A 14,792-nucleotide genomic window follows, 5' to 3' on the forward strand; every position below is an offset into this window, starting at 1 on the left:
GCCCATTGCGCTTGATATCGATGCAGGCCTTACGGACTCGAGTGAAATTCTGTCTGTGACAATCTCTGGCGTTCCAGACGGTGCAACCCTGACCGCAGGTACGAATAACGGTGATGGATCCTGGACGCTAAGCCCGGATCAACTCGATGGACTGAGAGTTCGGGCACCGCAAAACTATAGCGGCTCGTTTGATCTTGAGGTAACGGCGCAATCTGCCGACGGATCTGATATCGCCAGCAGCAGTGAGACAATTATTGTTGATGTCGAGGGGGTTGCAGACCGACCGACGCTTGACGTTTCTGATACCCAAGGCCTTGAAGACACTGCAATTGCCCTTGATATTGATGCCGCGCTGACGGATCCCAGTGAGGTACTGAGTGTCATCGTCAGTGGCGTGCCCGATGGTGCGGAATTGTCGGCTGGCACAGACAACGGTGATGGTACCTGGACACTTGATGCCGATGACCTGTCCGGATTGACGATCACACCACCGGAAAACTACAGCGGTTCGTTTGATCTTAAGGTGGTTGCGCAATCAAGAGACGGAGAGTCTGTCGCTTCTACCGCCGATCCGATCCGTCTGACGCGTGGTTCCAGTGGTGGCAATAGCACAATTACCGTCGAGGTTACCGGTGTCGCAGATGCGCCGACACTGGATGTGTCGGATGCATCGGGTAACGAAGATGGTGCGATTGCGCTCAGCATAGATGCGGGCCTCACGGATAGTTCCGAAACACTGAACGTGACCATTTCCGGAGTCCCGGACGGCGCGACCTTGTCGGCCGGTAATGATAATGGTGACGGCACGTGGACGCTGAGCTCTGAGCAGCTTGCAGGTTTGACTATCACGCCGCCCGGTGATTTCAGCGGCTCGTTCGATCTTGGGGTTACTGCAACCTCGGCTGACGGTTCGGATGTTGCGGCTGCCACCGACAGCATCACCGTCGATGTTACTGGCGTTGCCGATGCACCGACGCTCGACGTCAGCGATGCAAGCGGATCTGAGGACAGTGCCATTGCGCTGAACATCGACGCCGGGCTGACGGATGCCAACGAGACTCTGATAGTTACCATCTCCGGCGTTCCGAACGGCGGGACCTTGTCGGCTGGTACCGACAACGGTGATGGAACTTGGACGTTGAATTCGGATCAGCTAGCAGGTCTCACAATCACACCGCCCGATGATTTCAGTGGTTCGTTCGATCTCGGTGTGACGGCAACTTCCGCAGATGGCGAAGACGTTGCGACCGCGACCGGTTCTATTACGGTTGACGTCACTGGCGTTGCGGATGCACCGACGTTGGATGTTTCCGACGCAAGCGGCAATGAAGACGGCGCCATTGCCTTGAACATTGACGCTGGTTTGGCGGATTCGAGTGAAACGCTGACCATAACGATTAGCGGTGTGCCAGAAGGCGCGACGCTATCGGCCGGGACAGACAATGGTGATGGCACCTGGACTCTTAGCAGTGATAAACTCGAAGGTCTCAGCGTTACGCCCCCGTCCGACTTCAGTGGCAGTTTTGATCTCGAAATTACCGCCAGCACGCAGGACGGGATTGATATCGCATCGGTTACCGACACCGTCATGGTTGACGTTGCCGGTGTTGCCGATGCGCCGACACTTGATGTCGCAAATGCAAGCGGTTCTGAAGATAGTGCGATCACACTCGATATCGATGCTGGTCTTACGGATTCAAGTGAATCACTGACTGTGACCATCAGCGGCGTTCCAGAAGGTTCCGCCTTGTCGGCTGGAACCGATAATGGTGACAGCACATGGACTCTAAGCTCTGAGCAGCTTGATGGTTTGACAATCACGCCGCCTGAGAACTTCAGCGGTTCCTTCGACCTCGGCGTGACGGCAACTTCTGCGGATGGCGAAGACGTTGCGACCACGACCGGTTCTATTACGGTTGACGTGACTGGTGTTGCGGATGCACCGACGCTGGATGTCAGTAATGCATCTGGCAACGAAGATTCAGCGATCACGCTCAATCTTGATGCAGGTCTTACAGACAGTTCTGAAACGCTGACGGTGACGATCTCTGGCGTTCCGGAAGGTGCAACCTTGTCGGCAGGTACCGATAACGGTGATGGCACATGGACGTTGAACCCTGAGCAGCTTGACGGTTTGACTGTGACCCCGGCTGAGGATTTCAGCGGGTCGTTCGATTTGCGTGTTACGGCGACCTCTGCCGATGGCGAGGATATTGCAAGTGTAAGTGACACGATCACGGTCGATGTTGCCGGGGTTGCCGATACGCCGACATTGGATGTGTCGGATGCGTCGGGTTCGGAAGACAGTGATATTGCGCTTGATATCGAGGCGGGGCTTTCCGATGCATCGGAAGTGCTGTCGGTGACAATTTCGGGTGTCCCGGAAGGTGCGCGCCTGTCTGCGGGTACCAATAACGGTGATGGGACCTGGAGTTTGGCAGCGGCAGACCTTGCAGGGCTGACATTGACACCGGCGGAGGATTATTCAGGCGCGTTTGATCTGGATGTCACTGTGACCTCGACCGATGGCACAGATACCTCGACGATTAGCGATACCATTACAGTGGATGTTGGCGGTGTGGCGGATACGCCAAGCCTTGATGTGTCCGATATTTCTGGCAACGAAGACACGGACATCGCGCTTGCCATTGATGCCGGGCTGAGTGACAGCTCTGAAACCATGACGATTACGGTGTCCGGCGTGCCAGACGGGGCGAGCCTTTCGGCCGGTACCAACAATGGCGATGGCACCTGGACGCTGAGTGCTGGCGACCTTGAAGGCCTGACAATTACGCCTTCGGATGACTATTCCGGCGCGTTTGACCTTGCGGTCACGGTGACCTCGACCGATGGCAGCGATACCAGCAGTGTGAGTGATACGATCACGGTGAATGTTGCCGGTGTGGCGGATACCCCGACCCTTGAAGTCGAGGATGCCAGTGGCGATGAAGGAACCGCCGTTGCGCTTGATATTGACGCTGCGGTCACGGATGCGAGCGAGACCTTGACGGTTACCGTCAGTGGCGTGCCAGAGGGCGCGACCTTGTCGGCCGGTACCGACAATGGCGACGGCACCTGGACGCTGACATCGGCACAGCTGTCGGGCCTGACCATTTCGGCGGCCAGTGATTATGCCGGCACGTTTGAGCTGACTGTTTCGGTCCAGTCGCGCGATGGCGACGATACAGCAACTACCACAGCCATCCTTGAAGTGACCTTTGATCCCGTTCAGGACGACGACGAAGTCATCTGGGACCCGAACGATGATGGCGTGATTGAAACCGGATCCGGGAACGACACGGTTGGCGGCAATGATGGGGATGACACCATCAGCACCAATGCCGGGAACGATACGATCTGGGCTGGCAATGGTGATGACGTGGTCTATGCCGGGGATGGCGATGACAGCGTCACCGGTGATGGTGGTAACGATACGATCTATGGCGGTGGTGGCAACGATACCCTGCACGGGGGCGAAGGTCGCAACACCATCGATGGCGGCACCGGCAATGACTATATTACAGGTGGCAGCGACCGTGACACGATCAGGTCCAGTGCCGGTGACAACATTGTTTATGCCAGTGAAGGCCAAAACTATATCGAAACTGGCGCCGGTAATGACAGCCTCTATGCCGGAAGTGGTGACGACACCATTCTGGGCGGTGATGGCGACAACTATGTCAGTGCTGGTGAAGGTCGGAACGAGATCACGACCGGGTCGGGAGATGACAGCATCCTGGCCGGAAGTGGCAACGACACCATCAGTGCCGGGGATGGTGACAACTATATAAATGTCGGCGAGGGCAAAAACACCATCGCATCCGGGATCGGTGATGACAGCATCATGACCGGATCGGGCGACGATGTGATTGATGCCGGCGATGGCAATAACACCATTACCGCTGGCGAAGGCCGCAATACCATCGATACAGGCAGTGGGGATGACAGCATCACCACCGGCAGCGACAAGGACACCATTTCGGCTGGAGATGGCAATGACAGCATTGATGCCGGGAGCGGCCACAACACCGTCTGGGGCGGTGGTGGTGATGATTCGATCCACGGCGCGTGGGGCGATGACACCTTCTATGGCGGCGATGGCAACGATATCCTCAATGCGGATGGCGGTGACAACGTGTTTGACGGCGGTGCCGGGGACGACACCTTGAGCGCCGGTTGGGGCGAAGACACGTTCAGTGGCGGTGCTGGCAACGATACGCTTGATGGCGGCGGTGGTGACGACAGCCTTGATGGTGGTGACGGCAATGACCGCCTTCTGGGTGGTGCAGGCAGTGACATGCTGCTTGGTGGGGCTGGCAATGACATCTTGCTGGGCGGTGAGGGGGATGACACCCTGATCGGCGGTATTGGCGATGACAGCCTCTATGGCGGGGGTGGGTCGGACCTGTTCATCTTCAACATGGGCGATGGCAATGATCATGTGGATGGCGGTGCCAACGGATGGACCACCGATACCATTGAATTGCACGGGGCCGGTGGAAGCAATATCGACTCGAGCGACTGGACCCTTGTCCTTGATGAGGGCGAGATTACCAAAAGCAAGGGACACTCCCTTGAACTGTCCACCGATTCGTCGGGAACAATCGTGTTTTCTGACGGTTCCGAGTTGACATTCTCCAATGTCGAACGTATCGAGTGGTGACGAATTCGCATTTCGGATGCCGTCGGGACGAAATCCCGGCGGCATTGCCGGTTTTCTGGGGGTAAATGCCCTGTCACGAGTTGACAGCTCTGGTATGAAGCCCTATACAGCGGACCTCGAATTTTATCGGATTACCTTATTTAGAACGGAGTAAGTGCAGTGAAGCGCACCTACCAGCCAAGCAAACTCGTACGGAAACGCCGCCACGGCTTCCGTTCCCGCAGCGCGACCGTCGGTGGCCGCCGTGTGCTGACCGCACGCCGCGCCAAGGGCCGCAAGCGTCTGTCGGCCTAATGTCGTGACCGTTTCGGTGGAACGCCTTAAAAAGCGGGCGGAGTTTCTCCGTGTTGCGGGCACCCGCCGGAAATGGGTTACACAGGGATTGATCCTGCAGGGCGCACCGCGGCCGGGGATCAAACCGGACACAGAATACGCCGGTGAAGACCGACTCGTACGAGTCGGGTTTACCGTCACCAAAAAGGTGGGAAAGGCCGTCGTCCGCAATCGCGTTCGGCGGCGTTTGCGTGCTGTGGCAGAGCAATTGATGAGCGAACACGCATTGCCCGGTTGGGATTATGTTGTGATCGGTCGTGCGCAGACCATTGATCGGCCTTTTGACAAGCTGATTGATGATATGCGTTTTGCCCTGCGTCGGGTTCCTGATGCCAAGCCGTCTGCGCCTGATGCGCGTCGTCCGAAAAAAGGACGCGCTAACAGCAAGTCAGCCGGTTCGACGAAGGCAGGAGGCCCGGGAAAATGACATTCATGCGTGCTCCCGGTTTTTTTGCCCGTCTTCTTCAAGTCGCAGTTCGCGGCTATCAGCTGTTTTTGTCGCCATATATCGGGTGGTCGTGCCGTTATCAGCCGACCTGTTCGGCTTTTATGCTCGAAGCATTGGCCCGTCATGGTGCATTAAAAGGCGGCTGGATGGGATTTAAACGGATAATGCGTTGCCATCCATGGGGTGGTCATGGTTATGATCCCGTGCCCGGATGTGGCTGTGAACAGAACAAAGCGTCGTCGGATGGTGAAAACCGGTCCCCGGCGCTTTCGTCATGTAAATAGAATATGCGGTCGGCACCTGCTGGCTGAAAAAAGCGGAAAGAGGCGATGAACGAACAACGTAACCTGTGGGTAGCAATTGCATCAGCAGTTGTGATTCTTATCGGGTGGCAATTCTTCTTTGCGCCCGAGCCTGGTCCTCAGGTTCGTGAAGCGCAGGTTCGCGAACAGCTTAATGCGGACGGAACCAACGCGCCGCAGGTATCCGGTCCGGCCGTACCGGGTGGTCAACCCACTGTTCCGGCTGTTAAGCGCGAAGACGCGCTGGCCAAATCGCCACGAATCAAGATTGATACCCCGCGTGTCGAAGGTTCGATTCGTCTTGTCGGCGGTGTGATCGACGACATTCAGCTTCAGGATTACCGCGAGACCGAAGAACCTGACAGCCCGCTGATCCACGTTCTGAACCCGACCGGCAGCAACGATGCCTATTTCGCAGAGTTCGGCTGGGTCGGTGCGAAAAGCGGTATGGCACTGCCAAGCAGCGACACCCAGTGGACTGCTGATAAAGAATTGCTGACACCAGACAGCCCGGTCACCCTGACCTGGGACAATGGTGAAGGCCTGACCTTCAAACGTGAAATCGCGATTGACGAGAACTATCTGTTCACCGTCAACCAGTCGGTGGTCAACAATACCGGCGGCGATGTCGTTCTGTATCCCTATGGCCTGATTTCGCGCAAGAACAAGCCGCAGACTGCCGGGTTCTATATCCTGCACGAAGGTCCGCTTGGCGTGATCGACGGTACGCTCACCGAGATCGACTATGACGATCTGGCGGATGACGGTGCGATCGAACAGAAAACCACCGGTGGCTGGCTTGGCATTACCGACAAATATTGGCTGGTTGCGTTGGCGCCTTCCTCGGACGAGGAAATGACCACGCGCTTTAGCCACCATGTTGCGGAAAACGCCGACAAGTATCAGACCGATTACCTTGGTGCCCCGCGCACGATTGCGGCCGGTAGCGAAGGCGCTGCCGAGACGCGCCTGTTTGCTGGTGCCAAGGAAGTGACCCTGCTTGATACCTATGCCGAGGATTACGGGATCACCAACTTCGATCTCGCGATTGACTTTGGCTGGTTCTACTTCCTAACCAAGCCGTTCTTCCTGTTCCTGCAGTATCTCTATCATCTGGTTGGCAACTTTGGCGTCTCGATCCTGATCATCACCGTGATCATCAAGGCGATCATGTTCCCGCTGGCCAACAAGTCGTACAAATCGATGAGTGCGATGAAAAAGCTGCAGCCGCAAATCACCGAGATGCGCGAGAAGTTCAAGGACGACCGTCAGCGTCAGCAGCAGGAAATGATGGCGCTTTACAAGCGTGAGAAGATCAACCCGGCTTCGGGCTGTCTGCCGATCATTGTGCAGATCCCGGTCTTCTTTGCGCTGTATAAAGTTCTGTTTGTCAGCATTGAGATGCGCCATGCGCCGTTCTTTGGCTGGATTCAGGATTTGTCGGCACCCGATCCGACCTCGCTGTTTAACCTGTTCGGTTTGATCCCGTGGGATCCGCCGCAGATGCTGATGATTGGTGTCTGGCCGTTGATCATGGGTGTGACCATGTATCTGCAGCAGAAACTGAACCCGGCGCCGGCTGATCCGACCCAGGCGAAGATCATGATGTTCCTGCCGTTCATCTTTACCTTCATGCTGGCAAGCTTCCCGGCAGGTCTGGTGATTTACTGGGCGTGGAACAACCTGCTGTCCATCGCACAGCAGCGCTACATCATGTACAAGATGGGGATTTAATCCCCATCTACCCTTCACGGGTTGACCTTCCCTTCGGGGAGCATCCCCGACAGATCGGGGAAGGAAAGACGATGACACAAGAAAACCTGCCGTCGGCAACTGCAATACCGACGCATGAAGACTCAGTGATCGAAGCCGGGCGGAAGCTTTTTAGCCGCCCGGTTAACTTCGTTCTTGGCGTCGCACAGCTCGAACAACTGCCGCCGGAAGACAAAACAGAAATCTGTTTTGCCGGGCGTTCAAACGTCGGCAAGTCCAGCCTGATCAACGCGATCACCGGCCGTAAGGACATTGCGCGTACGTCAAACACGCCGGGCCGGACCCAGCAGTTGAACTATTTCGATCTTGATGGTGCATGCTATATCGTGGATTTGCCGGGCTATGGCTTTGCCCAGGCACCCAAGGATATCGTTGATACGTGGCATGCTTTGATCAAACAATACCTGCGCGGGCGTGTAACGCTGCGCCGTGTGTTTGTTTTGATTGATTCCAGACATGGCTTCAAGAAGGCTGATCTGGATATGATGAAGCTGCTTGATGAGGCTGCTGTGCCTTATCAGGTTGTGCTGACCAAGGCAGACAAGTTAAAAAAGGGACAGCTTGAAAAACGCATCAAGGAAGTGGTCGACGGGTTGATCAAACACCCGGCAGCCCTGCCGCAGATTTTTGCGACTTCAAGCGAGAAGAATACCGGCCTTGCCGAATTGCGGGCAGAAATATCCACCCTGCTTTGATCCCGGCAGGCACATAAAGCGACAATATGGGGAAGTGACATGAACGACCAAACCCGTTCTGAAGAAGACCAATCGGAAGCCAGCGCATATCGCATGCTGGCACGTGCCCAGGTGCTTTCCGAGGCTCTTCCCTTTATGCGCCGCTTTAACGGCCAGAAAATAGTCGTCAAGTATGGCGGCCATGCCATGGGTGATCCTGAACTGGCGCGTTTGTTTGCCCAGGACATGGTGTTGCTCAAACAGGTCGGCATGAACCCGATTGTTGTGCATGGTGGCGGACCGCAGATCGGCCAGATGCTCAAGCAGCTTAATATCCAGTCGGAATTCGTTGATGGCCTTCGTGTCACCGATCAGCAGACCATCGATGTTGTCGAAATGGTTCTGGCCGGCAAGATCAACAAGGAAATCGTATCAAACATCAATGCCGCAGGCGGCGTTGGCGTTGGTCTGTGCGGCAAGGATGCCAACCTGATTACCGCGCGCAAACTGACGCGGACCAAACGTGATCCGGAAAGCAATATCGAGAAGGTTCTTGATCTTGGCTTTGTCGGCGAACCGGTGAAGGTTGATCCGCACGTGCTTGATTGCTTTATCGATACCGACATTATTCCGGTGATCTCGCCGATCGGCGTTGGTGAAGACGGTCAGACCTATAATATCAACGCCGATACGGCTGCCGGTGCGATTGCAAAGGCCGTTGGTGCCAGCCGTCTTTACATGCTGACCGACGTAAAAGGGATCCTTGATCAGAACAAGAACCTTGTACGGGACGCTGACACCGCCCACATCAATGCAATGATTGCGGATGGCACCATTCAGGGCGGAATGATTCCCAAAACCGAAACCTGCATGGATGCCGTTGAAAACGGGGTCGAAGCCGCCGTGATCGTTGATGGTCGCGCACCACATGCAGTTTTGCTGGAACTGTTCACCGAACGCGGTGCAGGCACAATGATCAGAGGTAACTAAAGGTCGATAACAAACCACCACTTTAGGTTAGTTTATTTCGACCTATATCTGGCTCCGAAGGGCAATTTGGGGTATGTTGAGGCAAATCGGTATGCATTAAGCGCATAACGCATTGTCTTTGCGAATGAAAACAAGCCCGGAGCACCCGTTGTGACCACAGCGGAAAAACAGATTTCCCGTCATTGGGACTTTGCGGATGCGACCCTTAAGGCGTTGCGTGAGCGCGGCCTGCGCCCGACACCCGAACTGTATCATGTTTGGTTTGTCTATTTTGCCGAGGAAAACCCCGAAATCCTGCGCGTCATCGATGCTGTGCAGGCCAGTGGGGAACCCTTGGCCGAGGACACGCTTCTTCAGCTGTATTACCGCTATATCTTTGACCGTCAGGCCGCAGATTTCCTGCAGCGCGGGATGGAAGATTTTTCCGAGCTTGTTGAAAGCAGCGATGAATGTCTGACAACCGCGCGAAGCGGGTTTCAGGATTATGGTGCGCTGCTGACGCGATCTCTTGAGACGCTTAAGGATCATCAGCAGGTCAGCCCGGTTCTAAGCGAGATCATCGAAAAGACCGACGAGATGCAACATACGGTCGAAGGCCTGCATCAGCGCCTTGATCAGTATCTTGGCAAGGTCGAACGGCTGCAACGCGAACTCGAAGAAACCCGCGAACGATCCTATACCGACGGTCTGACGCGTGTTTCCAACCGGATGTATTTCGAAGAACAGCTCAACCTGCTTGTTGCAGAGCACGACTCGTCAAAATACCCCGAGCCATTCTGTGTGATGATTGTCGACCTTGACCAGTTCAAGGCGATCAATGACCGCTTTGGTCACCGCATCGGGGATGAAATCCTTGTCCTGATTGCGTCGATGTTGAAGGCCAATATCAAGGGGCGCGATGTTGTCGCGCGCTATGGTGGTGACGAGTTTGCCATCCTGCTGCCTCAGACGCCCCTGGTCGATGCCATGTCACTGGCAGACGATATGAGCAAACGCATTGCCGAACGTGAAATCAAGGCAAAGCAATCAGGTGTCTCGTTTGGTCAGATGACCATATCGATTGGTGTTGCGCAATATGTCGCCAAGGAAGGCGGCGCGAAACTGATCGACCGGGCCGACGGCGCGCTTTACCGGGCCAAAAAAGAAGGCCGTAACCGCAATTTCGCGGCGTAAGCAGCCTTTTCCAACCTTTGATATCAGTGACAGACGATGATTTGCGCGCCCGATGCATGTGTGCCATGAGGGCCGCGGACTTGCATTGAAGCGTTCAAAAGCGTATGTAACCAGCGCCCGGCAAGGATCAATGTCCTTGCCGGGCGTTCCGCACTTGCAGCATCCTTTTTGAATTGCGCTGGCGGAATAATTCCCAAAACCGAACTTTGGATCGCAGAAGTCCGAGCATGAAAGAGCCGCGCGTCGTCACATTTGGTTGTCGCCTTAACACCTATGAATCCGAGGTGATGCGCGACCATGCCAAAAATGCCGGACTTGATGATGCAATCATCATCAATACCTGTGCCGTCACGACCGAGGCAGAACGTCAGGCACGTCAAAGCATCCGCCGTCTGCGCCGCGAAAACCCGGACGCCAAAATCTTCGTTACCGGCTGTGCTGTTCAGGTCAATCCCGACAAGTTCGCCAATATGGGTGAGATTGATCGCATCTTTGGCAACGACGCCAAGATGAAGGCTGAAACCTTCATGATGCCCGAACATGAACGCGTCGTGGTCAATGACATCATGTCGGTCGAAGAAACCGCAAGCCATCTTGTATCGGGCTTTGAGGGACGCGCGCGCGCCTTTGTGCAGGTCCAGAATGGCTGTGACCATCGCTGCACGTTCTGTATCATTCCCTATGGCCGTGGTAATTCGCGCAGTGTGCCGATGGGGGAAATCGTTACCCAGGTCCGTGAACTGGTGGCCAATGGTTATGGCGAAGTGGTTCTGACCGGGGTCGATATCACATCCTATGGCCATGATTTGCCCGGCAAGCCGACACTGGGGCAGATGTCGCGCCGGTTGCTGGCACAGGTGCCGGAACTGCCGCGTCTGCGCATTTCATCAATTGACCCGGTCGAGGTGGACGAAGACCTGTTTCGTCTGATCGAAACCGAACCGCGCCTGATGCCGCATATGCATATCAGCCTGCAGGCAGGCGACGACATGGTGCTTAAGCGCATGAAGCGCCGCCATCTGCGCCAGGACGTTGTCGATTTTTGTAAAAAGGTCCGCGATCTGCGCCCGGATGTGACGTTTGGTGCTGATATCATTGCCGGTTTCCCGACCGAGACCGATGAAATGGCGGAAAATACCCTGCGTCTGGTTGATGAATGCGGCCTGATTTATCTGCATGTCTTCCCGTATTCCTCGCGCCCGGGAACGCCGGCGGCCAAGATGCCGCAAGTGCCCAAGGACCTGCGCAAGGAACGGGCAAGTGCCCTTCGCGAAGCGGGCGAGATACAGCTGAACAAGTTCCTGCAATCGCGCATCGGCATGACCGAGAATGTGTTGGTTGAAAAGGAAAATACCGGCCATACGGAGCATTTTGCTCCCGTTCTGCTGGATCGCGTGATAGAAGCGGGCACGATAGCAAAGGCCAAAGTCACCGGCCTTGAAGATGGAAAACTGATAGCGGAGCTTGCGGGATGAGTGAAGAGGGGAAAAAAAGCTGGTTTAGCCGCCTGAAAGACGGGCTGAAACGGTCCTCCTCAAAACTGACCACCGGCATTTCCGATATCTTCACCAAGCGCCGTCTTGATGATGACGCGCTCGAAGAATTTGAAGACCTTCTGATCACATCCGACCTTGGCGTGACAACTGCCGCAAAACTGAGCGCGGAACTGTCCAAGACCCGGTTTGACAAGGAAGTCGATTCCGCCGAAATCCAGGAATTCATCGCCGAAGAAGTTGCCAAGATCCTTGAGCCGGTCGCGCAGCCGCTGGTGATTGATGCCAGCAAGAAACCGCATGTGGTGTTGGTGGTTGGTGTGAACGGATCGGGTAAAACCACGACCATCGGCAAGCTTGCCAAGACCTATAAGGACCAGGGCCTCAAGGTCATGATGGCAGCTGGCGATACGTTCCGCGCGGCTGCGGTCGAGCAGCTTAAAGTCTGGGGTGAACGCACCGATTGCCCGGTGATTGCACGTGACACGGGTGCGGATGCCGCAGGCCTTGCCTTTGATGCGATCGAGCAGGCCCAGCGCGAAGGTTATGACCTGTTGCTGATTGATACCGCCGGTCGCCTGCAAAACAAGGCCCATCTGATGGACGAGCTTAAAAAGATCGTCCGGGTGATTAAAAAGCGCGATGAAACGGCACCGCATGACACGCTTCTGGTGCTGGATGCCACCACGGGCCAGAACGCGCACTCACAGGTCGAAACCTTTGGTCAGGCAACCAATGTGTCGGGTCTTATCGTCACCAAGCTTGATGGCACAGCCAAGGGCGGTGTTGTTGTCGCACTGGCCGAGAAGTTCGGCAAGCCGGTGCATGCGATTGGTGTGGGTGAATCTGCTGAAGATCTGCGCCCGTTCGAGGCCAAATCCTTTGCCAGAAGTCTTGCTGGTCTGGAAGACTAACCAAGAGATACAAAATAAAGCCCAAAAAAGACCGCCATTTGGCGGTCTTTTTGTAATTCAGAGATCCTTGGCGATACGATCCAGCGTTTTGGAAAAATCGACCATTTCCGTTGCCAGCCCGTCGAGGGCCTTTGAGACCTCAGTCGGTTGGTTGTCCAACGAGATCGCGTGTATTTCCGTTGTCAGGGTGTCCGCCCGTGCTTTCAGGCCATTGGCGAGGCGTGTGTCGGCATTGCCCAGCAACCAGCCCATGACCTTGTCGCGGAGCTCCTCAAGGTTCTGAAGGTCCGGGTCGGGGGAGGCGGCATTGATCCCGAAGGGACGCACGCCCAGTTCAAGCTGGCGGGCATGGCTGCGCAAATGGCCTGCCGCGTCATGGCAAAGTGATTTGAGCGCGCTGTTCTGTGCGACAGGGTAGATCGCCTCCAGACGTACGGCGAAATCAATCGTGTCGCGCATGACGTCATTAATCTCGTTCTGCTGGGGCAAGGTTTTGGTCTTTGCCTCCCCGTCATTGATAACCTCGTCGACGAAGCTGTTGGGGGCAAAGACTGGCAGAACAGCGGTACGGATGGCAAATTTGGCCGGAAGTTTGCCGATGATTTCGCCGTCGGCCAGAATGGGCGCACCGTCTTCGCCATCGACCTTGATTGTGTCGCACTGAATTGACGTCGCATAGCTGCTGTCATCGACAGAGCCAAATAACAGCTCGGCTGCGATATCAAGGCCACTTAGCGTGTCGACACTGTCGCGAATGGCAAACATGTGCAAAAGACCGTCTTCCGGGCTTTTGGTTTCGCTAGGGCGCAATCCACCGCCAAAATATCGGCCATTGGTGATGGTGACCTGACGCAGCTTCATAGCTTGTGGGGCGTCTTCGCCGCACGTGATGGTCAGATCAAGCGGATCCATTTCATGCCAGCTTTGCCAGTTGGCAACCGCGTAGCTGATGGCCCCCAAGGTGCGTTTGAGGTCGGGATTGATGCGTTTGCGCGCATCGGCGGGTACGCCAATGCTGGCCGCGTTGATAAAGCTTTTGTCATTCACGCTGCCGATATCAAGCATTCTGACCTGACCGTGGATGGATGCGCGCGCCGCATCAATCAGATCGTCAGGCAATGTCAGGGTGCGGGCAAAATCGTTTGCCGTGCCAAGCGGTACCGGGATGAGAACGACCTTCTGCGAAATCACGGTATCAAGGACCGCATTAATGGTGCCATCACCACCGCCGACCGCGACGATATCGCCCGGTGCACAGCTGGTGCTGATCTGTTCCTTGATGACGTCAGGGTTATCGCACAGCGTCAGCTCGGTCTTGTAACCGGCATCTTCGAACACATTGCGCAGCGGCTGTGCGCCGTTATCACGCCACTCGTCGGGGAGTTTCGACTTCGTCAGCAGCAAGTGGACCTTGCCAGTCAGATCAGAGCTTTTCATCATGCTGTACCGTTGGTTTGGGGGCACAAAAAAGAACCGGCACCCGAAGGCGCCGGTTCATCATATCATATTGGCATGATTACGAGATCGTTGCACGCAGCATCCATGCTGCTTCTTCGTGAACACCGATCCGCTCGGTCAGCATGTCGGCGGTTTTCACATCATCAACTTCCTCGGCGGCAGCCACCCCGTCACGGAGCAGGCGGGCCATTTTTTCGTGATCCTCGACCAGTTCCTTGACCATGTCTTCGGTCGAAAGAAGTTTGGTCTGATCCTTGATGGACGAGTTTTCCATCATCTCGCTGAGACCCGTTGGCGCCGTAAAGCCGATGGCGCGGATGCGTTCCGCCATATCATCAATGGCGGTATTGAGGTCCTCGTAATGCTCCTCGGTCATGTTGTGGAGCGAATAGAAAGCCGGACCCACCACATTCCAGTGAACACCACGAACTTTGGCATACAGTACATGCGACGAGCCAACGATCTTGGTCAGCATTTTCGCCAGTTCGCGACGATCCTTGCGGTCCACGCCAGTCTCGACGGGAACTTCCTTCGCAATGGTCTGCATACTGCTATGTGCCATAACTAAAAC

General features: G+C 55.7%; 12 protein-coding genes. 10 read left to right on the forward strand and 2 right to left on the reverse strand.

The genetic code is table 11. From position 1 onward, the window contains the following. From AUQ41_RS06710 to ftsY, 10 genes are all read left to right on the forward strand, one after another. Window positions 1-4,663: S-layer family protein (locus AUQ41_RS06710; RefSeq protein WP_232308322.1), on the forward strand; the 4,663-nt coding region annotated here is incomplete at its 5' end. Between the two features lie 159 nt (window positions 4,664-4,822). After that, window positions 4,823-4,957 (forward strand): 50S ribosomal protein L34, encoded by a 135-nt coding sequence (rpmH, locus tag AUQ41_RS06715; protein ID WP_007091264.1) that lies wholly within the window; start codon window positions 4,823-4,825, stop codon window positions 4,955-4,957. Window positions 4,958-4,961: 4 nt separating this feature from the next. Next, window positions 4,962-5,423 carry a ribonuclease P protein component gene (gene rnpA / locus AUQ41_RS06720; RefSeq protein ID WP_063087288.1) on the forward strand — a complete coding sequence of 154 codons (462 nt, stop codon included), beginning with the start codon at window positions 4,962-4,964 and terminating at the stop codon, window positions 5,421-5,423. Next, window positions 5,420-5,728, forward strand: a complete 309-nt coding sequence (gene yidD, locus AUQ41_RS06725) for a membrane protein insertion efficiency factor YidD (RefSeq protein ID WP_008891489.1) — start codon at window positions 5,420-5,422, stop codon at window positions 5,726-5,728. Before rnpA ends, yidD begins: the two co-directional genes overlap by 4 nt. A 45-nt stretch (window positions 5,729-5,773) precedes the next feature. Next, the gene (yidC, locus tag AUQ41_RS06730) at window positions 5,774-7,480 is read left to right on the forward strand and encodes a membrane protein insertase YidC (protein ID WP_063087289.1); all 1,707 of its coding nucleotides are present in this window, start codon (window positions 5,774-5,776) and stop codon (window positions 7,478-7,480) included. Between the two features lie 71 nt (window positions 7,481-7,551). Next, window positions 7,552-8,214: a ribosome biogenesis GTP-binding protein YihA/YsxC gene (gene yihA, locus AUQ41_RS06735; RefSeq protein WP_008891491.1), complete on the forward strand. Its 663-nt coding sequence runs from the start codon at window positions 7,552-7,554 to the stop codon at window positions 8,212-8,214. A 39-nt stretch (window positions 8,215-8,253) separates the two neighbouring features. Continuing rightward, window positions 8,254-9,183 carry an acetylglutamate kinase gene (argB, locus tag AUQ41_RS06740; RefSeq protein ID WP_008891492.1) on the forward strand — a complete coding sequence of 310 codons (930 nt, stop codon included), beginning with the start codon at window positions 8,254-8,256 and terminating at the stop codon, window positions 9,181-9,183. Between the two features lie 150 nt (window positions 9,184-9,333). Then, on the forward strand, window positions 9,334-10,356 hold the full coding sequence (locus AUQ41_RS06745; RefSeq protein WP_063087290.1) for a diguanylate cyclase: 1,023 nt from the start codon (window positions 9,334-9,336) through the stop codon (window positions 10,354-10,356). A gap of 227 nt (window positions 10,357-10,583) precedes the next feature. Continuing rightward, a complete protein-coding gene (gene mtaB, locus AUQ41_RS06750) occupies window positions 10,584-11,831 on the forward strand; it encodes a tRNA (N(6)-L-threonylcarbamoyladenosine(37)-C(2))-methylthiotransferase MtaB (protein ID WP_063087291.1) in 1,248 nt (415 codons plus the stop codon). After that, a complete protein-coding gene (gene ftsY, locus AUQ41_RS06755) occupies window positions 11,828-12,763 on the forward strand; it encodes a signal recognition particle-docking protein FtsY (RefSeq protein ID WP_008891495.1) in 936 nt (311 codons plus the stop codon). Before mtaB ends, ftsY begins: the two co-directional genes overlap by 4 nt. Before the next feature lie 57 nt (window positions 12,764-12,820). Here ftsY and AUQ41_RS06760 read toward each other — a convergent pair whose 3' ends face one another. Beyond that, complete coding sequence (locus AUQ41_RS06760; protein ID WP_232308323.1) at window positions 12,821-14,203, reverse strand: diacylglycerol kinase family protein; 1,383 nt, start codon at window positions 14,201-14,203, stop codon at window positions 12,821-12,823. Window positions 14,204-14,279: 76 nt separating this feature from the next. Further along, window positions 14,280-14,783 carry a Dps family protein gene (locus tag AUQ41_RS06765; RefSeq protein ID WP_063087293.1) on the reverse strand — a complete coding sequence of 168 codons (504 nt, stop codon included), beginning with the start codon at window positions 14,781-14,783 and terminating at the stop codon, window positions 14,280-14,282. Window positions 14,784-14,792: the final 9 nt, after the last annotated feature.

Origin of the sequence: Thalassospira sp. MCCC 1A02898 (assembly GCF_001618185.1) — a bacterium.
In the GTDB taxonomy this organism is placed as follows: domain Bacteria; phylum Pseudomonadota; class Alphaproteobacteria; order Rhodospirillales; family Thalassospiraceae; genus Thalassospira; species Thalassospira tepidiphila.